Annotated in this window: 18 protein-coding genes; 3 read left to right on the top strand and 15 right to left on the bottom strand. The window is 55.4% G+C overall.

The features are described from left to right. Positions 1-36 precede the first annotated feature (36 nt). A complete protein-coding gene (locus D467_RS0101400) occupies positions 37-1,986 on the top strand; it encodes a transglycosylase SLT domain-containing protein (protein WP_018915715.1) in 1,950 nt (649 codons plus the stop codon). A 36-nt stretch (positions 1,987-2,022) separates the two neighbouring features. On the opposite strand, the gene D467_RS0101395 is transcribed toward D467_RS0101400, so the two are convergent. Continuing rightward, entirely contained in the window at positions 2,023-2,679 is a 657-nt protein-coding gene (locus D467_RS0101395) for a LysE family translocator (RefSeq protein ID WP_018915714.1), read from the bottom strand. 133 nt (positions 2,680-2,812) lie between these two features. On the opposite strand from D467_RS0101395, the gene D467_RS0101390 reads away from it, so the two are divergent. Further along, positions 2,813-3,016, top strand: a complete 204-nt coding sequence (locus tag D467_RS0101390) for a cold-shock protein (RefSeq protein ID WP_018915713.1) — start codon at positions 2,813-2,815, stop codon at positions 3,014-3,016. A gap of 62 nt (positions 3,017-3,078) precedes the next feature. Here D467_RS0101390 and D467_RS0101385 read toward each other — a convergent pair whose 3' ends face one another. The 4 genes from D467_RS0101385 to D467_RS0101370 form a co-directional block, all read right to left on the bottom strand. Continuing rightward, positions 3,079-3,900 carry a hypothetical protein gene (locus D467_RS0101385; RefSeq protein ID WP_018915712.1) on the bottom strand — a complete coding sequence of 274 codons (822 nt, stop codon included), beginning with the start codon at positions 3,898-3,900 and terminating at the stop codon, positions 3,079-3,081. 51 nt (positions 3,901-3,951) lie between these two features. Then, complete coding sequence (gene yegS, locus D467_RS0101380; RefSeq protein ID WP_018915711.1) at positions 3,952-4,911, bottom strand: lipid kinase YegS; 960 nt, start codon at positions 4,909-4,911, stop codon at positions 3,952-3,954. A 38-nt stretch (positions 4,912-4,949) separates the two neighbouring features. Next, positions 4,950-7,580 carry an aminopeptidase N gene (gene pepN, locus D467_RS0101375; RefSeq protein WP_018915710.1) on the bottom strand — a complete coding sequence of 877 codons (2,631 nt, stop codon included), beginning with the start codon at positions 7,578-7,580 and terminating at the stop codon, positions 4,950-4,952. Between the two features lie 79 nt (positions 7,581-7,659). Next, positions 7,660-8,145 (bottom strand): YajQ family cyclic di-GMP-binding protein, encoded by a 486-nt coding sequence (locus D467_RS0101370; protein WP_018915709.1) that lies wholly within the window; start codon positions 8,143-8,145, stop codon positions 7,660-7,662. A gap of 210 nt (positions 8,146-8,355) precedes the next feature. Here D467_RS0101370 and cobO point away from each other — a divergent pair, with 210 nt between their 5' ends. Then, complete coding sequence (gene cobO / locus D467_RS0101365) at positions 8,356-8,955, top strand: cob(I)yrinic acid a,c-diamide adenosyltransferase (RefSeq protein WP_018915708.1); 600 nt, start codon at positions 8,356-8,358, stop codon at positions 8,953-8,955. A gap of 110 nt (positions 8,956-9,065) precedes the next feature. Here the strand turns inward: cobO and D467_RS0101360 are convergent, their stop codons facing one another. The 10 genes from D467_RS0101360 to tsaE all read right to left on the bottom strand — a co-directional run bounded on the left by D467_RS0101360 (position 9,066) and on the right by tsaE (position 20,716). Continuing rightward, positions 9,066-10,361, bottom strand: a complete 1,296-nt coding sequence (locus D467_RS0101360) for an adenylosuccinate synthase (RefSeq protein WP_018915707.1) — start codon at positions 10,359-10,361, stop codon at positions 9,066-9,068. Beyond that, complete coding sequence (locus tag D467_RS0101355) at positions 10,361-11,554, bottom strand: ATP phosphoribosyltransferase regulatory subunit (protein ID WP_018915706.1); 1,194 nt, start codon at positions 11,552-11,554, stop codon at positions 10,361-10,363. The genes D467_RS0101360 and D467_RS0101355 overlap by 1 nt, the downstream gene beginning before the upstream one ends. Positions 11,555-11,738: 184 nt before the next feature. After that, positions 11,739-12,635 (bottom strand): protease modulator HflC, encoded by an 897-nt coding sequence (hflC, locus tag D467_RS0101350; RefSeq protein WP_018915705.1) that lies wholly within the window; start codon positions 12,633-12,635, stop codon positions 11,739-11,741. Next, positions 12,636-13,916: an FtsH protease activity modulator HflK gene (hflK, locus tag D467_RS0101345; protein ID WP_018915704.1), complete on the bottom strand. Its 1,281-nt coding sequence runs from the start codon at positions 13,914-13,916 to the stop codon at positions 12,636-12,638. 124 nt (positions 13,917-14,040) lie between these two features. Then, complete coding sequence (gene hflX / locus D467_RS0101340) at positions 14,041-15,351, bottom strand: ribosome rescue GTPase HflX (RefSeq protein WP_018915703.1); 1,311 nt, start codon at positions 15,349-15,351, stop codon at positions 14,041-14,043. A 37-nt stretch (positions 15,352-15,388) separates the two neighbouring features. Further along, the gene (hfq, locus tag D467_RS0101335; protein ID WP_009099947.1) at positions 15,389-15,637 is read right to left on the bottom strand and encodes an RNA chaperone Hfq; all 249 of its coding nucleotides are present in this window, start codon (positions 15,635-15,637) and stop codon (positions 15,389-15,391) included. 151 nt (positions 15,638-15,788) lie between these two features. Next, complete coding sequence (miaA, locus tag D467_RS0101330; RefSeq protein ID WP_018915702.1) at positions 15,789-16,727, bottom strand: tRNA (adenosine(37)-N6)-dimethylallyltransferase MiaA; 939 nt, start codon at positions 16,725-16,727, stop codon at positions 15,789-15,791. Positions 16,728-16,794: 67 nt separating this feature from the next. Further along, the gene (mutL, locus tag D467_RS0101325; protein ID WP_018915701.1) at positions 16,795-18,741 is read right to left on the bottom strand and encodes a DNA mismatch repair endonuclease MutL; all 1,947 of its coding nucleotides are present in this window, start codon (positions 18,739-18,741) and stop codon (positions 16,795-16,797) included. Positions 18,742-18,749: 8 nt separating this feature from the next. Next, entirely contained in the window at positions 18,750-20,198 is a 1,449-nt protein-coding gene (locus D467_RS0101320) for an N-acetylmuramoyl-L-alanine amidase (protein WP_026285556.1), read from the bottom strand. A gap of 20 nt (positions 20,199-20,218) precedes the next feature. Further along, positions 20,219-20,716, bottom strand: coding sequence for a tRNA (adenosine(37)-N6)-threonylcarbamoyltransferase complex ATPase subunit type 1 TsaE (gene tsaE / locus D467_RS18925; protein ID WP_018915699.1), 498 nt, complete (start codon positions 20,714-20,716; stop codon positions 20,219-20,221). Between the last annotated feature and the right edge of the window lie 5 nt (positions 20,717-20,721).

Genomic DNA, 20,721 nt, shown 5'->3' with positions numbered 1-20,721 from the left:
CGGCTGTTAATCCGTTAGCGATCAAGAGAGAGTGTCATGCAGGCATCGTCATTCAAATCCCCTTTTCGCACCCTTTGCGCGGCGCTACTGGTAAGCATACCCACGGCGTCCTGGGCCGCCTCCGACAGCGCGATGCGCGATGCGCTGGAAGCGGCTCGACAAGAGCAATGGAGCCGCGTTGATGAGCGCGCCATTGAAGGCCATATTCTGAGTGGCTATGTCGAGTATCACCGGCTGCGCAACCGGTTACCCAACGTCTCGCCCGCTCAGGTGCAAGGCTTTATCGACCAGCATAGCGACTCGCCGCTTTCGGAGTGGCTGCGCGGTCAGGCCATCGCGAAGTACGGCAACTCCGGGCGCTATAGCGATCTGCTGAGCATTGCCGATGGCGAGCCCGCGGGCACGGCCCGTCAGTGTTACTACTACACGGCACTGCTGGACTCTCAGCCGCAACAGTCGGCCACTGCAGGGCTTGCGCTATGGCTTGAGGGCAAATCGCAACCTGATGCGTGCGACCCGCTGTTTAATCGCCTGCGTGCCAATGGCACTATTGATTCAACGGCTATCTGGGAACGTAAAATGCTTGCCTGGCAGGCCGGTGAAGGCCGCTTGTCAGCCTATTTAAATGGGCAGCTTAATAGCCAATGGCAAACTGCTGTCGAAACTGCGGATAACGTTGACGCCAACATTCGAGCAGTCACGTCGGCGCCTGCTTGCCTCGGACCTGAGTGTGCGGCCACGGCGAGTTTTTACAAGGCCGCCATGCAGCGCTTTACCCGAGAAGATACGCCCGCAGCGCTCAGCGCCTGGCAAACCATGGCCCAGGGTTTGAACCTGCTTCCCAGCGACCAGCAGGTCATTGAAGAAGAGCTTGCGTTTTACGCTCTGGTGCGCGAAGTGCCCGGCACCTTAGGCTGGGTGGATAGCGTACTCCCCTCCCTGGAAAGCGAGCGCGTTCTGGAACTTCGTGTGCGTCGTGCCTTGGCCGAACGCCAGTGGCAGGACGTACTGCACTGGATAGCCGAAATGCCGGCAAGCCAACAGGAAAATAGCCGCTGGCAGTATTGGCTGGCGCGTGCCAATGAGCAACTGGGTAATCAGGAAGCAGCGATGGCCCGCTACCGTCAGGCCGCCACTGATCGAAGCTTTTTCGGCTTTGCGGCGGCCGAAAAACTCGGCCAGCCTTACCAGTTGAATCTTGAACGCAACCGTTTTGACGAAGCCTCGCGCGAGCATACCGCAAGGCTTCCCGTGGTACAGCGTACCGAAGCCTTGCTGCGTATTGGTGAAGACGGCTTGGCGAATAGCGAGTGGTTGTATGCAGTGCAAAACGGCTCTCCTCAGCAGGCGCGCGCGCTGGCTGATTATGCCGCACATCAACAGTGGCATGCGCGCTTAGTGCAGACCACTATTGCAGGCGGCATGTGGGACGCCCTTGATTGGCGCTTCCCTGAGGCTTATCGGGATAGCTTTTTACACTGGGGCCGCCAAACCGGCGTTGACCCTTACCTGCTGATGGCGATTACCCGTCGGGAAAGCGCATACAACCCTGAGGCCTTGTCCCCCGCTGGCGCACGCGGCTTAATGCAGCTCATGCCGGGTACCGCAAGCCTGGTAAGCCGCCAGTTGGGTATCAATGACCCTGGCCCGTACGGCGTTCTGGATCCAGAGCTTAATATTCGCTTAGGCAGCACCTACCTGCGCGATAAGCTGAACCGCTACCAAGGCAACCGACTGGCCGCTGCCGCCGCTTATAACGCGGGCCCAGGGCGTGTGGATCAGTGGCTGGGCAACGGCATGGAATCGTTTGATTTATTTGTCGAAAGCATTCCCTTTCGTGAAACGCGTGACTATGTACAGGCGGTGCTCAGCTACCGGGTGATTTTTGAAAGCCTGGCCAATGGCGGCAACAGCGAAGGCGTTACACTACTCAATGAAAACGAACAGCAGGTACGTTACGACCGAGCACTGCTAGCCCGCCGCTAGCACATCGATTGAAAACACCTGGATCAAAGCGCCCGGCTAAATCGGGCGCTGTTCCAACGCCAGGCGCACCCCAAACGCAATCAGCACGGCCCCCGTGGCGGCATTTAGCGTCTTTGCAAAGCGCACGCTGGCAAGCCATCGGCTGGCACCTCCCACCATGAACACCACGCCAATTTGCCAGATATTGGCAATCACAAAGTGCACGCCTGCCAACCACAGTGATTTGATTAATGCCGGGTCGCCTGGAGCGATAAACTGCGGCAAAAAAGCCATATAGAAAATGACGGTTTTGGGGTTAAGCACGTTGGAGAGCACGCCCTCTTTAATCGGCTGCCAGAGCGAAACAGGCGCCACAGCACCCATGGCGCCCTTAACTGGCAAGGGCTGCCCGCGCCGAGCGGCCATGAGACTTGTGATACCCAGCCATACCAGATAGCCCGCCCCCGCAAGCTTCAGCACATGAAATGCCCAGGCCGATTGCAGCAGAATCAGCGAAATGCCCAGCGCCGAAATCGTCGCGTGGACAAATAGCCCACAGCAGATCGCAATACTCGTGGCCACGCCGTCGCGAATTCCTCCCCGCGCGGTATTGCGGATGACAAGCAAGGTGTCCACTCCAGGGGTAATTGATAGCAGCGTAATAGCGATCAAAAAAGGCACAAACTGCGAATCCAACAGGCTTACTGGCGACATACAGGCGCACTCGATAAGGAATAAAGAAACGTTAGATCGTCACTGGACGACCCGTTTTTTTGCATCTACATTGATTTTGGCGGGCAGACAGTATGTCTGCCCGCCTAATTATAAGCACGTTAAGGAAACGACAATGGCAACTGGTACAGTCAAGTGGTTCAACGATACAAAAGGTTATGGCTTCATCTCTCCTGATGATGGCAGCGACGACCTTTTTGCCCACTTCTCAGAAATTCAGGCTGAAGGCTTCAAGACCCTGCAGGATGGTCAGAAAGTCAGCTTTGAGGTAACTCAGGGTAAAAAAGGCCTTCAGGCGTCTAACATTCGTCTTGCCTAAAAGCAGCCGAATGTAGCAAGGCCCGCCTAGGCGGGCCTTTTTTGTGCTTGCTTACCTACTGATTAATTAGTCTGATTAGTCGTTTCTGCTGTGTCTGCGTCTGCGTCTGCGTCTGCGTCTGCGTCTGCGTCTGCGTCTGCGTCTGCGTCTGCGTCTGCGTCTGCGTCTGCGTCTTCACTCAGAATAGCGCCGCGGCTACGGCTATCATCATGTTCACGTTCGATTTCTTTGAACTGCTCTTCAAGACGCTTCTGGGCTTCCTCAAACCGACGCTCGGTGTCTTCAATCAGGGCGTCAACATCGGTCGCTTCCAGGTTATCTTCCAGCCGTGGGTTTTCGGGCAGGCTGCTTTCCACTTCCCAGTCGGTCGAGAACGTATCTTCATCAAAAGCATCCGGCTCAACCGACTGCTGCTCTACTTCTTCAAACTGCTCATTCAACCGACGCTGAGCTTCCTCGAAACGCTGCTCGGTTTCCTCGATCATCTGATCCACATCGGAACGGGTCGCTTCCCCAGGCATCGCGCCGCCCTCTTCCAATACATCATCGGGGTCGGCTGCCAACGTATCCTCATTTGCCTCTACTTCCTGCAGAGGCTCATCAGCGCTAACCGGGTCTTCCTGGGTATCGCTGCGAAGCGCTTCTGCTCGTTCAAGCTCCTCTGCAGCCTGACGCGACTCAATATCATCTTCTACCTCATCTGGGCTTGGCATCTCGGCAGCATTCTCAGCCGCTGCAGGCGCTTCTTCCTCTTGCACGACCTCATCATCAGAAACCGACGAGGGTTCATCAAGCGTCACGCTGGACTCTTCTTGAGAATCGCCACATGCGCTAAGTAACAGTGCTAATGCGGCAAGCGCAGGCAGCCATAAACGATTTGTCATTCAATCCCTCTCCTTAAAAAACTTTTAAAGGGTGGCGAGATCAGTGCCGAATCAGTGTCGATCGTTTGCCGATAATAGCGGGCAGTCCTCAGGCAATAATACGCGCAGTGCCAATGGGACTACCTCAGCGCAAAAACGATCGTAGTGGCACGCCTCGCCATCCAGTGTTAACGGCCAGGCAGGATCCTCACGTCGAGTAGTGACGGTAAACTGGCTCGTTGTAAAATAACGCACGTACTCACCTTCAGCCGGAAAGTTCTGCAGTTCGTTAATCAGCCTAGGTAGCTCTGTCACGGAGCTGAAGTCTTTCACCAGCAGTACGTCCAAACGACCATCATCAAGCTTGGCACGCGGGGCAAGCACTTGCCCACCGCCGGATTGCCGCCCGTTACCCAGGGCCAATAAAAGCAGCGAGGCGTCCTGCTCTTTGTCACCCCAGTGCAAGGTGCCCCGATAGCTGCGATGCCGCCAGGCTTTAAGCGCTCCCATTAAAGAGTAAGCGCCTCCGCCCAGCATACGCTTGAGGGTTTTCGGCGTTGTCGACGTTATCTCCGCACCAAACCCGCCGGTCGTCATATTGACGTAATACTGAGTGACGCTTTTGTCATTCGCTTCAGCCGTGACCCGAACGATATCGATCGGATAGGACGTTAAGTTTCTGGCCGCCGCCAAGGCAGGGCCAGGCTCTAAAGGAAGGCCCGTGGAGGTTGCAAAGTCGTTGGCGCTGCCTAATGGAACGATCCCCAGTGCAGGACGCTTGTCATGAGGAACGCGCATCAGCCCGTTCACCACTTCATTGACAGTGCCATCGCCACCACAGGCAATAACATGGGTAATACCCATGTCGGCGGCCTGCTCGGCAAAAAGGGCTGCATCACCGCCCTCCCAGGTCGAGCGAACGGTAATAGGCATCCCTGCCTCCCGCTGCTCTTCAACGGCTTCACGCAATGCCGGGTTCCCGGCTGACTTACCATTTACAATAAGTAAAAAACGCTGTTGTAAGTCTTTCACCAATGTATTCCCTTTCATGGTTGAGTCGCTGGTAAGGTTTATGCCAGCGCTTTTTCGACTACCTCGTACACATTAGAAGATAGTGGCTCTTGCTTGATACGCTCAAGCTGAGTACGCATTAATGACTGGCGCGCTTCATCAAACCGCTGCCAGCGCGTTAATGGGGTAATAAGCCGCGCCGCTATTTCAGGGTTCAAGCGATTGAGCTCAATAACCACATCGGCGAGTAATGCGTACCCTTGCCCATCCAAACGGTGGAAGTTGATTCGATTTTGCGCAAAAGCACCTATCAGCGCACGCACTTTATTGGGGTTCTTGATGGAAAACGCCGGATGCTGCATCAAGAACTGTACGCGCTCCAGCACATCGCTCTGGGGCCGCGTCACCTGGATCGTAAACCACTGATCCATCACCAACGGATCATGCGCCCACTTTTCGCCAAAGGCTTTTAAAGCGGGCGAGGATAAATCGTCGCGATCGCTGTGTACAAGCAGGGTTAACGCATGACGCACATCGGTCATATTATGATCAGCAGCAAACTGCGCCTGACAAAATGCGATAGCCTGCTCATCTTCAATCGACATCAAATAGCTAAGCGCTATGTTTTTGAGGCTACGTTGGGCAATTTGTTCAGGTGTCGGCGCATAAGGCTCATCTGAGCGATTGGCTTCAAACGTGGCAACAAACTCATCGCGAAGCGCCAACGCCAACGACTGGCGTACAAATTCCCGAGCGGCGTGAATCGCATCGACATCCACGATGGGCTGCTGCTCGGCAATATAGGCCTCAGATGGCAGCGTGAGCATTTCCGCGAGTACCGCTTTATCGGAAACCGACCCTGTCAGAAGTGTTCTAAACGCTTCGATAACGCGGGCATCCATGACTTTTTCAACGCCATTACGGTGCGCGGCAATCAAATCATCCAACGCCAGCATAGCCAAGCGCTGCCCCGCATCCCAGCGGTTGAAGCCGTCGCTGTCGTGGGTGAGCAGAAACGCCAGCTCTTCACGCGAATAGGGGAAATGCAGCTTTACAGGGGCGGAGAAATCACGCAGCAGCGAGGGCACAGGCGCCTCGGCGACATCGGTAAACACAAAGGTCTGCTCGTTATCACGCAGATGAATGACGGCGTCTTTACCCAGCGTCTCGCCTTCTAAAGTAAGCGCCAAATCCTGGCCAGACTTGGTACCCACCAGCCCCATACGTACCGGAATATGCAGCGGCTGTTTGGTGGCTTGCCCAGGCGTCGCCGGGGTACGCTGACGAAGCGTTAAATGATACTCGCTCTTTACATAGTCATATTTGCCGTGGGCATCGATTTCTGGAGTGCCCGCCTGTGCATACCAGCGCATGAACTGGCTTAGATCTTCACCGGAGGTATCCGCCATGCAGCCCACGAAGTCTTCGATGGTGACGGCCTGGCCGTCAAAGCGGTCAAAGTATTGATCGGCGCCGCGCCGGAAATTGTCCCACCCCACCAGATTGCACAGCATGCGCACGACTTCAGCGCCCTTTTCGTAAATCGTCAGGGTGTAAAAATTGGTGATTTCAATAAAATGATCCGGGCGAACTGGATGCGCTGTGGGCCCTGCATCCTCGGCAAACTGCGCCGTACGGAAAAACGATACGTCCTGAATCCGCTTTACCGGCGCTGAATTAGTATCGGCGGAGAAACACTGATCACGAAAGACGGTGAATCCCTCTTTCAATGACAGCTGGAACCAGTCTCGACAGGTAACGCGATTGCCCGACCAGTTATGAAAATATTCATGCGCCACAATGCCTTCAACATTTTGGAAGGTTGCATCGGTGGCGGTATGCGGGTGCGTCAACACGGCAGCGGAGTTAAAGATATTAAGCCCTTTATTCTCCATCGCGCCCATATTGAAATCGCTGACCGCCACGATCATAAACAGATCAAGGTCGTATTCACGGCCATAGGTCTGCTCATCCCACGCCATTGAACGCTTGAGCGAGGCCATGGCGTGTTCGGTTTTATCCAGATTGTCTTTTTCGACCCAGATTTGCAGCGTGACGTTACGCCCGCTCATGGTCGAAAAGTGATCCTCGACCTTGTGTAAATTGCCTGCAACAAGTGCAAACAGGTAACACGGTTTGGGGTGCGGATCTTCCCAGGTTGCAAAATGACGGCCATTCTCAAGCTTACCGCTGTCCACGGGATTACCGTTGGCCAACAAAACGGGCTCGCTTTCTTGATCACCAATCACCGTAACGGTAAAGGTCGCCATAACATCAGGGCGATCTGGATAGAAGGTAATACGCCGAAAGCCTTCCGCTTCACATTGTGTGCAGTACATACCACTCGACTGATAAAGACCTTCAAGAGCAGTGTTGGTGCTGGGCGCAATTTCTACTTCGCTTTCAAGGCTAAAGGATGCCGGCACTTTAGGGATGCACAAGTTTTTTTCATCCAGCTGGTAATCGGCGTTACTTAGCGGCGTGCCGTCTATGGCTAACGAGATCAGCGCCAGATGCTCGCCGTTGAGCACCAATGGCGCCTGGTCACTTACCTCGTCGTTACGCTCCATCAATAATCGTGCTTTTACGCGGGTGGCGGCAGGGTCAAGATCAAACGTCAGCTCGGTATGGGTAACTCGGTAGGCGGGCGGCTGATAGTCGCTTAAATAAACCGGCTGCGGATCAGACATAGTGCTTGGCTCCTGTAATGAACGATAATTGATAGTAGGCGATAACCGGGGCAACGTATGCCCCTACACGTGATAGGACTTAATCGCGGAAGTTATCAAACTGCAGCGGCAGTTCAGGGCCCTCTTCGCCACGCAGCAGTGCCATAACGCTTTGTAAGTCGTCGCGCTTTTTGCCCGTCACGCGAACTTTTTCGCCCTGGATCTGCGCCTGTACTTTAAGCTTGCTGGCCTTGATACGCTTGACCACATCCTTGGCTTCTGCCGCATCCAACCCCTGCTTTAACACAACTTCCTGACGCGCCTTTACCCCGGAAAGCTCGGGGTCCTTGACATCCATGCAGCGCGCATCGATGCCCCGGGCGATTAACCGGCCACGCAGTACATCCAGCATCTGCTTAAGCTGAAAATCAACTTGGGCTTCCAGCTGTACTTTTTCACCTTCAAGGGCAAAGCTTGCATCAACACCTTTAAAATCAAAGCGCGACTGAACTTCACGGTTTGCTTGATCGATAGCGTTCAGAGCTTCGTGCTGATCGAATTCAGACACAATATCAAAAGAGGGCATGGCATTTATCCTAACAAGACATGACCCATTATTTTAGAGCAGCTAGCCCCCTACCGGCCAATCCTGTTGTCAATTACTGCTAAAAATTTTAATGCGCCTGGGGTGAAACCTTACATACTGTACAAATTTCACTCACTTTTATTCGCATTGCGTGTGAGATGCCGTACGCTACTTGGCGCTTGAATCGACACGCAGGGTGAAGGAGTAACCATGACAGATCGCGATACGCGTCATAAAGCATCAATGGAAAAGCTTAAAAATCACGTGGATGAGAAAATCGCCAGCGCAACCGAGCAGCGTGGTTTGCTGTTGATAAACACCGGGAATGGTAAAGGTAAAACGACCGCGGCCTGGGGCACAGTGACCCGCGCGTTGGGCTATGACTATAAAGTGGGTGTTATTCAGTTTATTAAAGGCTTATGGGAGTGTGGTGAGCGCAATCGCCTGGAAGCGGACCCCAATCTGGAGGTGGTCATTATGGCAACAGGGTTTACCTGGGAGACACAAAACCGTGAAGCCGACACCCTGGCTTGCCAAGCGGTATGGAAAGAAGCCGAGCGTATGCTGGCCGATCCCGACACCTACCTTGTCGTGCTGGATGAAATTACCTACATGCTTAAATTCGGCTACCTGGATATCGCAACCGTCAAGACGGCGCTTGAAAATCGCCCCCGTGAACAGACCGTGATCATCACCGGGCGTAACGCACACCGCGAGCTTGTTGCCATGGCAGACACGGTGACGGAAATGCAGGAAATTCGCCACGCCTTCAATAATGGTTTGCAGGCTCGTCGCGGCATCGACTTTTAAACGCTTGGGTATAAGTACGCAAAAGGGGCGCCTAGGCGCCCCTCATTACTTTCGTACTACTTTTACACAACTACGTTTGTGACTATTTATAACCTACCGCAAAGGCGGAATTAGCTATCAAACGGGTTGCGTAGCACGATGGTTTCAACGCGATCCGGACCGGTTGAAATAATATCGATGCTGGTACCCACCTGCTCTTCCAAAAAGCTGATGTAAGAACGCGCATTAGCCGGCAGATCATCAACGTTTTTAGCACCCAGGGTCGACTCTTTCCAGCCCGGCAGATCCTGGTACAGCGGCTCGACGGCTTCGTAGCCTTCAGAATCAACCGGGTTGTCCAGCACTTCGCCATCTTTGCTGCGATAACCTACGCAGACACGAATATTTTCCAGGCCATCAAGTACGTCAAGCTTGGTCAGGCAGATACCGGAAACCGAGTTGATCTGTACCGCATGACGTAGCGCGACGGCATCAAACCAACCGCAGCGACGCGGACGACCGGTGGTCGCACCAAACTCGTGACCTCGTTCGGCCAAATGGCGGCCGTGGTCATCGAACAGCTCCGTGGGGAACGGTCCGGAACCCACGCGGGTGGTATACGCTTTGGTAATACCCAGTACGTAGTCCAGATAGAGCGGGCCTACACCAGAACCGGTTGCCGTGCCGCCAGCTGTGGTGTTAGAGCTTGTCACGTAGGGATAGGTACCGTGGTCGATATCCAGCAACGAGCCTTGGGCGCCCTCAAACAGGATATTCTCACCGGCCTTGCGCAGGTCATGCACCATGCTGACCGTGTCGCACACCATCGGGCGCAGCTCGTCAGCCATCTGCATGGCGCTATCCAGCACTTCCTGGAAGTCTACCGCCGGTTCGCCGTGGTAGTTGACCAGTACGAAGTTGTGGTAGTCCAGCACTTCACCCAGCTTGGAGGCAAAACGCTCGCGGTGGAGCATATCGCCCAGACGCAGGCCGCGGCGAGCGACTTTGTCTTCGTACGCAGGACCAATACCACGGCCGGTAGTACCAATTTTGGCAACGCCGCGGGCTTTTTCACGCGCCTGATCCAGACGCACGTGGTACGGCAGAATCAGCGGGCAGGCAGGCGACAGGCGCAAGCGCTCGCGCACCGGTACACCTTTGTCTTCAAGCTCGCGAATCTCTTTGATCAGCGCTTCGGGAGACAGCACCACCCCGTTGCCGATTACGCAGGTTTTGCCCGGACGCAAAACGCCCGACGGAATGAGGTGAAGCACGGTTTTTTCACCGTCAATCACCAGCGTATGGCCCGCATTGTGGCCACCCTGGAAACGCACTACCGCCGCCGCTGACTCAGTGAGCAGGTCGACGATTTTGCCTTTACCTTCATCACCCCATTGGGTGCCCAGGACTACGACATTCTTACCCATTATGCACTCGTCTCTTGTGTCAGGGCCGTTGTCTGCCAACAGCCATCGATAAACTCAAGACGGCGGTCACAGTCGTGCTCCGCCGGCCCAGTACGCTGCCCAGGCAGCGCTTGAATCACGCGTTCTCCCTGCTCTCGCAGTGCAACAATGGCAGCGTTGAGAGACTCGTTCTCTTCGGCGGGCGCCCAAATCGCGCCGTTGCCTGGCGAAGCCAGGGCTAATGATGCCAGCTGCTTGAGATCCATTGAAAAGCCAGTGGCCGGGCGCGCACGACCAAAGGCGCGCCCCGTATCATCATAGCGGCCGCCTTTGGCCAGCGCATGACCGTAGCCCGGCACATAGGCGGCGAACATCATACCCGTGTGGTATTGGTACCCGCGCAGCTCCGCAAGGTCAAAATAAAGCGATACATCAAAGCGGGCTAATATGCCCTGATAAAGAGCATCCAATTGATCAAGCGCGGCGGTAACCGACACGGGCGCACCGGCAAAGCGTTCGCGCGCTTGACCCAGTATTCCGGCATCACCGTGAAGCTCGCCCAGCGCCATGAACATATCAGCCAAGGCAGGGTCGCTCACGCTCGCCGCTACTTGCTGTGCCAACTGGCCAGGTGACTTTAATGCCAGCGCTTCAAACAGCGCGCTCTCTTGCTGGTCATTCAGCGCAGCAGCTTCTACCAAACTACGATAAATACCAATATGGCCAAGAGCCAGGTGTATTTCGTCAGCGCCCGCTGCCTTTAAACTGGCCAGCGCCAAGTGAATGATTTCACTATCGGCCTCTAATCCTGCATGACCAAACAGCTCAACGCCCACCTGAACTGGACTACGACCGCCTTGATGCTGATCGGCTTTAGCGCGCAATACATTGGTGCAGTAGCACAACCGCACCGGCCCTTGACGCTTGAGCGAATGGGCATCCATACGCGCCACCTGCGGCGTTACATCCGCCGAGGCGCCCATCATACGGCCCGTTAACTGGTCAGTAAGCTTAAAGGTTTGCAGATCAAGGTCGGTACCCGTACCGGTAAGCAAGGAGTCTAGAAACTCCACCGGCGGCGGCATTACTTGGTCGTAACCCCAGCAATGGTAAAGATCAAGTAGCGCACGGCGCAGCTCTTCCATGCGGCTTGCCTGAGGTGGAAGCACCTCATCCATGCCGTCGGGCAACAGCCAGCGGTCAGCGATGGTCATGTGAACAATCCTGCAAGACAATGAAAGCCCTGGGCCAGATAAATACGCATTTAACGCATTAACGGTAAACGAGGGCCACAAAAAAACCGGGCGACGCCCGGTTCAATTAAGTCTACCACGTTTATCGCAGGGATGAACCCCGCCAAGCATCATGCTGCCTGGCAAACTTCATCCCCACACAGGCTTACTCTTCGTCGCCCGCTTCTGTGCCAGGGTTGGCGCTGCGCAAGTAGCGAAAAAAGTCGCTGCTCGGCTCAAGCACCATGAGATTATCATCTCCTGCAAAGCTTGTACGGTAGGCATTCAGGCTACGCCAGAAAGCGAAAAACTCCTGATCCTGACCATACGCTTCAGAGAATATGCCGGCTGCTTCGGCGTCACCCTCACCGCGCAGAGTTTCCGCACGCTCATTGGCCTGAGCGATAAGTACCTGACGACGACGGTCGGCGTTAGCACGAATACGCTCGGCTTCCTCCTGACCCTGGGCACGCCATTCGCGGGCTTCACGCTCACGTTCTGAGCGCATACGCTCAAATACGGCGGCCGATACATCTTCCGGCAGATCGATACGCTTGATTCGGATATCACGTATCGCCACACCCAGCTCTTCACGCATCAGGTTATCAAGTTCTTCCGTGGGACCGATCATCAGGTCGTCACGGCGCTCAGCGATAATTTCCTGAAGGTTTAGCCGGCCAAACTCGTTACGCAGACTTTCATCAACACGCGGCTGAATGAGGCGAATCGCCATCATTTCATCGCCTGCCGTTGCCTCGTAATAGCGAGTCGGGTTGATGACCTGCCACTTGACGTAGGAATCAACAATTACCGCCTTCTGCTCAAGCGTCAGATAACGGCTGGTGTCGGTATCAAGGGTTAGCAAGCGGGTATCAAACTTACGTACCGTTTGGGCAACCGGGATTTTAACGTGCAAACCCGCCTGAATGTTTTCTTCGATGACTTCACCAAAGCGCAGCTTGACGGCACGCTGAGTTTCATCGACAACATACAGACTATTGCTTGCCAACCACGCCACAACTGCCAAACCGCCTACGATCAGCAGGGATCGATTATTAATCATTTACCGGCCCTCCCTGCGGATGGAGCTACTACCTGAAGATGAAGAACTGCTGTTACCTTGGCTACCACGCAGGCTTTCAATTACGCGCGGATCCAGCTCTTCGCCACCCGTATTACTGCTGTTGTTGCTACCGCCAGATGCTGAACCACTGCGCTCGTTATTACCGCGCATCTGATCAAGCGGCAAGTACATGAGCGGAGCATTTTCACTGACGTCCAGCAGGACCTTGGGCGTACTGCTAAATACGGCCTCGATGGTATCCAGGTACATACGCTCACGCATGGTGTCCGGTGCGTTACGGTACTCGGTTAACAGCGCATTGAAGCGGTTAGCCTGACCCTGTGCTTCGGCCACTACGGATTCACGGTAACCCTGCCCCTGCTCGACCACGCGCTGCGCCTGACCTTGAGCCGCAGGAATGATTGCATTGGCGTAGGCCATACCTTCGTTGATGGTACGCTGACGGTCTTCACGTGCACGAATAACGTCGTCAAAGGCATCAATGACGGGCGCCGGCGCAGACGTAGACTCAATGTTGATCGTTTGCAAACGAACACCAGCGCCGTAAGCGTCCAGGTAAGACTGCAGACGACTCGCCACCGAGCTGCCCAGAATTTCACGTCCGGACGTCAGGATATCGATCATATCCGTACCACCTACGACGTGGCGCAGCGCGGAATCAAGCGCGTTTTCGATAGACAGCGCAGGATCACGCACGTTGAGTACGAAATCGCGTGGATCCTGTACCTGATACTGCGCAGAAATTTCCACTTCCACGATGTTTTCATCGCGCGTCAGCATCGACTGCGTTTGTGACACAGAACGCACTCGCGTGACGTTTACCATACGCACATCGTCAATCAGCGGCGGATTCCACTGCAGACCGGGTTGAACAACGCCCTGATACTCGCCAAAACGCAGCACTACGCCACGCTCGGACTGATCGACAAGATAGAAACCGGATGCCGCCCATATCGCCAGTGCAACGACAACCAAAAGGCCTGGCAATGCAAGTGAGTTGCGTGGTTTACCACCACCGCCATCTCGCTTACTACCGCCGCCCTTTTTCTTGCCGCCACCGCCGAGCATGCCGTTCAGCTTGTCTTGAAACTTTTTGAGTGCTTCATCAAGGTCGGGAGGCCCTTGGTTGTTGCCCCCATTATTCCCCCCACGATTGCCCCCATCGTTGCCGCCACGGTTACCACCATCGTTATCACCGCGTCGGCCACCACCACTCCATGGGTCGTGCTGGTTGCCACCACCAGGCTCATTCCAGGCCATACTTCGTCTCCACTAAGGTGCTCACCTGCACACCGCATGCCAGCGGGCAAACCGATGCGCTTTATTGAAATTATTGCTATATCAAGCTGTTATTACAATTTTTACATAATCGGTAGCTAACCACTTACCACTCATCAGCTTCGCGCAGCGCTTCGGGCAAATACGTATTGGCACGCTCACCGAGCTGCGCCATTAACTGATTAAAGTCGCGGCGTGGCAGTCGAACATCCAGCACCGAACGCCCCTGCTCATCAAACGCTTCTTCACGCACGGCGTTCAATTCGTGAAGCCCCGCCCGCAGCTTGCCCTGCTCCGGCGTCAGCGTCAGTGAAAAACCGATAACGTCATTTGCCAGGCGCTCGGTAAGCGCCTCGTGAAGTAACTCAAGCCCCTGCCCCTGCTGGGCTGATAGCCAAACCACTTCAGGTACGCCATGACCATCACGCTCAATACGCGGTGCGCTATCAAGCTTATCGATCTTATTCATTACCTGGAGCACCGGCACGTTATCGGCGCCGATCTCTTTTAACACCCGCTCTACCTGCTCGACGTTTAGCTCGCGATCAGGGTCGGCAGCATCAATAACGTGCACCAGCAGCGTGGCCTCAGCCGCCTCCTGGAGCGTTGCCTGGAACGCCTCGACAAGCTTGTGGGGCAAATGCCGGATAAAACCAACCGTATCTGCCATTACCACGGGGCCCACGTCTTCAATTTCAAGGCGTCTTAACGTTGGGTCTAGCGTTGCAAACAGCTGGTCGGCGGCGTATACCTCGGCATTGGTTAACGCATTAAACAGCGTTGATTTACCCGCGTTGGTATAGCCTACCAGCGATACGCTATGAATTTCAGCGCGTGCACGGGCGCGGCGATTCTGCTCGCGCTGGCTGCGCACTTTATCCAGGCGCTTATTGATCGACTTGATGCGCCCTCTTAACAGGCGGCGGTCGGTTTCCAGCTGCGTTTCACCGGGGCCGCGCAGACCAATACCGCCTTTCTGGCGTTCAAGGTGCGTCCATCCGCGTACAAGGCGCGTGGACATATATTCTAACTGAGCAAGCTCAACCTGCAGCTTACCTTCATGGGTTCGTGCCCGCTGCGCAAAAATATCGAGAATCAAACCGGTACGGTCGAGAACACGACACTTGAGTTCTTTCTCAAGGTTGCGCTGCTGGGAAGGACTTAAACTATGATTGAAGATCACGAGTTCCGCCTGGTGAGCCGCGAGCAACGCTCGCAGCTCTTCCAGCTTGCCCGAGCCAATAAAGGTTCGAGAATCAGGACGCTGACGACTGGCGGTGAGCAGCGTCGCGGGCTCTGCACCTGCAGAGCGCACGAGCTCCAAGAACTCACCCGGATCTTCACGTGCTTGCTCATCATGGAAGTCTACATGAACAAGAACTGCCGTCTCACCGGCTTCAGGGCGTTCAAAAAACAATCAATACCTCGTGGACTCTATGGCTCATCCAGCGGTGTTAAATATCCGCATCGGGTGCGGCTGGATCCTGTGCCGGCAAACGTACATTGCGCGAAGGCACCACCGTGGAAATAGCATGCTTATAAACCATCTGACTAACCGTATTACGCAGCAGGATGACAAACTGGTCAAACGATTCGATTTGGCCTTGCAGCTTAATGCCGTTCACCAAAAAGATAGAGACCGGAATGCGCTCTTTGCGCAGAATATTCAAGTACGGGTCTTGAAGGGACTGCCCTTTGGACATGTTGCTCTCCCTAAAACTGTCGTTGGGGTTGGTTATTAATGGCGCGCCCTACTGGTGCTACGCCGCAATCTTTTTTTGCCCGAAAGGCCTGTGTTGTCAAAGCGCCATCCGGCCACTTGAAAACACATACTTACGAAATCACTATCTTACGCTAAGCACCGCTTTCACGCACGAATTTCAGCGTCTTATCCACTACGCCCGCCTGCTGTGAATCAATCCAGGTAAGATTCGACCAGCTTCTTAACCACGTTAGCTGACGCTTAGCCAACTGGCGAGTAGCAATCACACCGCGCTCTTTCAACGCCGCGTAATCGTACTCACCATCAAGATACTCCCACACCTGACGATAGCCGACACTCTTCATGGCAGGAAGGTCGATATGCAGGTCATCACGCTTTTTGAGGGCGGCGACCTCATCTATCAAGCCCTCTGACAGCATAGCGGTAAAACGTTTTTCAATACGCGCATGCAAAACGCTTCTGTCGCTGGGCGACAAGGCTATCGACAACACCCGCCAGGGAAAGGTTTCTGGCTGCTGCTCTTTCCATAACTCACTCATCGGTCGGCCACTGGCGTAATAGACTTCCAGTGCGCGCATCAGGCGCTGCGGGTCGTTGGGATGAATCCGCTGCGCGGATATTGGATCCACATCCATCAACGTTTGATGCAACGCCTCCAAGCCTTCAGCCTGGCGCTGCGCGGCTAAGCGTTCACGAATCACCGGGTCAGCAGCGGGCATATTCGCCACGCCTTCCACCAAGTGTTTGTAATACAGCATGGTGCCGCCAACCAGTAGCGGCACCTTTCCCGCTGCGCTAATTTGCCGCATCTCATTGAGCGCGTCTTGTCGAAAATCAGCCGCCGAATAAGGCTCCGTGGGGTCACGAAGGTCAATCAACCGATGCGGCGCGCGGGCAAGTTCCGCAGCATTGGGCTTTGCGCTGCCAATATCCATGCCGCGGTAAACCATCGCCGAATCGACACTAATCAGCTCATGCCCAAGTTGTTCGTGAAGCGCTATCGCGGTATCGGTTTTTCCGGCCGCCGTGGGCCCCATTAAAAAAATCGCCCAGGGGCGTGTATCAGCCATTTGGTGGCAAACTCCGCCAAAAAGAAATAACAGGAAGGGGCCAGCCTAACGGTGACTGGCCGTGTGACTACTGACCGCGCAAGAATAATCGATCAAGCGCTTTTAAACCCATTTGCGTCCAGGTAGGTCTGCCATGATTGCACTGGTCGCTACGCTCGGTGCGCTCCATATCGCGCAACAGCGCATTCATCTCCTCAATGGTTAACCGCCGATTGGCACGCACGCTGCCATGGCAGGCCATGGTGGAAAGCAATTCATGAATCCGCGCCTCGACCTGGCGAGTACGCCCGAAACGGGCTAGCTCTTCAAGCATTTCACGCACCAGCGCCTCAGGGTCTGCCTGGGCCAAGAGTGCCGGCAACTGGCGCACTAAAAGCGTTTCCGGCCCGGCAATATCCAGCTCAATTCCTAACCGGGAAATGGCCTCCTGCTCGCTTTCAGCCGTGGCTACCTCCGCACGGCTGGCAGCCAGAGAAACAGGCACCAGCAGCGGCTGGGTATCAATCCCCTCGGCCGCTGCAAGCTGGTTTTTCATGCGCTCATACACAATCCGCTCGTGCGCGGCATGCATATCCACCAGCACTAGCCCTTGGGCATTTTGCGCCAAAATATAGATACCATGCAGCTGCCCCAGCGCAAAGCCTAACGGCGGTGCGCTGGTAGGGTCGCTTTCGGGCATCACAATGGGGGCTTCCCGAACCTCACGGGCAGGCGGAGCCTCAGCAGCCCAGGCACCCGGCGTTTGCGGGGTTAGCAGTGTTTCTTCATGCCCAGGGTGCAGCGCCTGATAGGCCTGCATAAAGCGGCGCACTTTTTCAGCCCCGGGGTGACGATCTGGCGTTTGCGAAAGCGCCATTCCCTGCTGCTGCCACGCGGGCGTGGCCTGAGTTTGACCAGATTCAGTGCCAGGTTCAGCTACCTCACCGCTGTCTTGTTCCGCTGACGGACTTGCCGCGTTAATGGGTTCATCTTCGCTATCTTGCGTCGGCTTGGATGTCGCCAGGCAGTGGTGCAGGCTGGAGTAGAGAAAATCATGCACCATGCGCCCATCGCGAAAGCGTACTTCATGCTTGGTAGGGTGAACGTTGACGTCCACTACATCGGGATCCAGAGTCAAATACAGCACAAACACCGGATGGCGACCGTTATACAGCACGTCCCGGTAGGCCTGTCGCACCGCATGGGCCACCAGGCGATCACGCACGACTCGCCCATTAACGAAAAAGTACTGCTGGTCTGCCTGGGAGCGCGAATGCGTAGGCAAGCCCACCCAACCGCTCAGGCGCAGGCCGCCTGCCTCACGCTCGATGTAGCGTGCGTGCTCGATAAAGTTTTTACCCAGCAGCGAGGCGATGCGCCGTTCCTGTGCTGCCGCTGAGTGGCCGGGGGGCAGTTGATGCACGACCTTTTGGTTATGGCGCAATACCCAGGCAATGTCGTAGCGCGAAAGCGCCTGGCGCCGAAATGCCTCTTCCACGTGAGCAAATTCGGTTTTTTCGGTACGCAGAAACTTGCGCCGCGCGGGGGTATTAAAAAACAGGTCGCGCACTGCGACACTTGTACCACGCGGATGCGGCGCCGGCGTTACCCGCGCCTCCATACCGCGTCCTTCCGCCACCACTCGCCAGCCGCTGCGCGGATCTTCGTCGGCGTTAGAGATAAGCTCAAGCCGTGACACAGAACTTATTGAGGCCAGCGCCTCCCCGCGAAAGCCCAGTGAGCTGACGCCCTCCAGGTCTTCCAGGCTGCCGATTTTGCTGGTGGCATGCCGCGCCAGCGCCAGCGGAAGGTCGTCTTCGCCAATGCCGATACCGTCATCGCGCACTTTTATGAGCCGTGCACCGCCCTGCTCGATTTCCACCTCGATGCGCTGACTACCCGCATCAATGGCATTCTCAATCAGCTCTTTGGTTACCGAAGACGGGCGCTCAACCACTTCCCCCGCAGCAATCTGGTTAGCCAGGCGAGGGTCGAGGACTTGAATACGCGCCGATAGAGAGGTCGACTCAGACACCAGATACCTCAAGAGTTGGGAATACGTAAAACTTGGCCCACACGGATAACATCACCACTTAAATCGTTGGCCTGACGAAGCTGATTCACCGGCACGCCGTGGCGTACAGCAATTGAAGAGAGCGTATCGCCGGACTGAATCCGATATTCATTACCCGTGGGCCGACGCTGGTTATCGCGCTGCCATGCCAATAGGCTCGTCGGCGGAGGGTTACGCTCAAAGTGCGCGCGTAGACCACTAAAAATAGCCGTCGCAAGCCCCTGTTGGTGAACAGGATCACGCAGTCGACGCTCTTCGGCGGGGTTGGAAATAAACCCGACCTCAATCAAAAGCGAAGGAATATCAGGTGACTTCAGAACCATAAAGCCTGCCTGCTCGACACGTGATTTGTGCAAACGGTTAATCCGCCCCAGCTGTTCGAGCACCTGCCCACCGATAGAGAGCGAATCATTTAACGTAGCCGTCATGGTCAGATCGAGCAAAACGCCTCTCAGGACCTGATCTTTATCACGCAGTGAAAGACTGCCATCCACCCCACCAATCAAATCCGCGCGGTTTTCACTATCGGCCAGCCACTGCGCGGTTTCCGAGGTAGCACCACGCTGTGAAAGCGCATACACCGAGCTACCTTCAGGTCGCGGGCTATTAAAGGCATCCGCATGCACAGAAACGAAAAAGTCCGCTTTTTGCTCACGCGCCAGCTGGGTACGTTGGCGTAGCCCTATATAGTAATCGCTGTCCCGCGTCAGCACCGCCTTAAAGCCCGGTGTGTTGTTGATATCCGAGGCTAAACGTCGTGCGATGTTCAGCACCACGTCTTTTTCCCGCGTACCGGCGGGGCCAATAGCGCCTGGGTCTTCACCACCGTGGCCCGGATCGACCGCAATAATGATATCGCGCTGGGGATGAGGCTGTGCTGGCTGCACTTCAACAGGCGCGGCCGGCGCCTCAGGCGCCACCTGGCTGCCCGGCACTTGAGCTTGCGCCTGGGCATTGCTCTGCTGGGCGAGCATTTCCTGGTCGCGAATCATCGCCTCGATCGGGTCGATGGGGTTTTCAACCGCGCTTTCACCAGGGTACTCAAGATCAACCACCAGGCGGTGGCCGTATTGATCATTGGGGGGCAGCACGAAATGACGCGGTTCAACCTCGCGATTGAGCTCAAGCACTACGCGCAAACCGCCACCGTCGCGCGTGCCGGTGCGCACAGCGTCAATAGCGCTGCCCTCTAATGGAAGCGTAGAGGCATCGGTATTCAGAACACTCTCGTCCAGATCAATCACCAAGCGCTCGGGATTATCAAGTGCGAAAACGTTAGCACTCGTTAGCCCGGAAAGATCAAATACAAGTCGTGCATGGTCAGGGGCGGCCCATAAACGCATACTTTCAACGTTGGCGGCCTGCACCGAAGAGATCCCTGCCATCAGCGCAATCAGCCCTGGCGTTATAAAGCGCATAAAGCCGGTTTTTTTACTGCTTATGACCATGAAGGGGTACCGTCTTCTGACTGCTTGAACAACATAGTGGACTGCAGCCTGTTAAGGACGCGTTCGCCATGTTCATTGTAGGGAGTTAACGTAACCTGACGCCCCAGATCAGCTACCGCAAGCGACAAGCGAATATCAGGCGCGGGCAGCCAGCCTTCACCTCGGCTTGGCCACTCAATGATGCAGATGGCCTCGTCTGAAAGCACATCGCGACCGCCTATAAACTCAAGCTCTTCAGGGTCTGCCACACGATAGAGGTCCAGATGATAAATACGCTGTTCATCCAGCTCATAAGGTTCGACCAGCGTATAGGTCGGGCTTTTTACCGCACCAAGGTGCCCATAGGCACGTAATATGCCGCGCGTTAACGTCGTTTTACCGGCACCTAAGTCACCTTCCAGATAAATACGCCCACGCCCCTGCAATGCGCGTCCTAGCGCCTCACCAAAGGCGACTTGTGCCTCTTCGTTATCCAATTGCACCTGCATGCGGG

Origin of the sequence: Vreelandella zhanjiangensis DSM 21076, from assembly GCF_000377665.1 — a bacterium.
In the GTDB taxonomy this organism is placed as follows: Bacteria; Pseudomonadota; Gammaproteobacteria; order Pseudomonadales; family Halomonadaceae; genus Vreelandella; species Vreelandella zhanjiangensis.
This window is presented reverse-complemented; position numbering and strand designations above follow the sequence as displayed.

Bases quoted from the DNA above. Each gene is read 5' to 3' on its own strand.
- D467_RS0101400 (WP_018915715.1), top strand. From the start codon at position 37: ATGCAGGCATCGTCATTCAAATCCCCTTTTCGCACCCTTTGCGCGGCG.
- D467_RS0101395 (WP_018915714.1), bottom strand. From the start codon at position 2,679: ATGTCGCCAGTAAGCCTGTTGGATTCGCAGTTTGTGCCTTTTTTGATC.
- D467_RS0101390 (WP_018915713.1), top strand. From the start codon at position 2,813: ATGGCAACTGGTACAGTCAAGTGGTTCAACGATACAAAAGGTTATGGC.
- D467_RS0101385 (WP_018915712.1), bottom strand. From the start codon at position 3,900: ATGACAAATCGTTTATGGCTGCCTGCGCTTGCCGCATTAGCACTGTTA.
- pepN (WP_018915710.1), bottom strand. From the start codon at position 7,580: ATGTCTGATCCGCAGCCGGTTTATTTAAGCGACTATCAGCCGCCCGCC.
- D467_RS0101370 (WP_018915709.1), bottom strand. From the start codon at position 8,145: ATGCCCTCTTTTGATATTGTGTCTGAATTCGATCAGCACGAAGCTCTG.
- cobO (WP_018915708.1), top strand. From the start codon at position 8,356: ATGACAGATCGCGATACGCGTCATAAAGCATCAATGGAAAAGCTTAAA.
- D467_RS0101360 (WP_018915707.1), bottom strand. From the start codon at position 10,361: ATGGGTAAGAATGTCGTAGTCCTGGGCACCCAATGGGGTGATGAAGGT.
- D467_RS0101355 (WP_018915706.1), bottom strand. From the start codon at position 11,554: ATGACCATCGCTGACCGCTGGCTGTTGCCCGACGGCATGGATGAGGTG.
- hflC (WP_018915705.1), bottom strand. From the start codon at position 12,635: ATGATTAATAATCGATCCCTGCTGATCGTAGGCGGTTTGGCAGTTGTG.
- hflK (WP_018915704.1), bottom strand. From the start codon at position 13,916: ATGGCCTGGAATGAGCCTGGTGGTGGCAACCAGCACGACCCATGGAGT.
- hfq (WP_009099947.1), bottom strand. From the start codon at position 15,637: ATGTCCAAAGGGCAGTCCCTTCAAGACCCGTACTTGAATATTCTGCGC.
- miaA (WP_018915702.1), bottom strand. From the start codon at position 16,727: ATGGCTGATACACGCCCCTGGGCGATTTTTTTAATGGGGCCCACGGCG.
- D467_RS0101320 (WP_026285556.1), bottom strand. From the start codon at position 20,198: ATGCGCTTTATAACGCCAGGGCTGATTGCGCTGATGGCAGGGATCTCT.
- tsaE (WP_018915699.1), bottom strand. From the start codon at position 20,716: ATGCAGGTGCAATTGGATAACGAAGAGGCACAAGTCGCCTTTGGTGAG.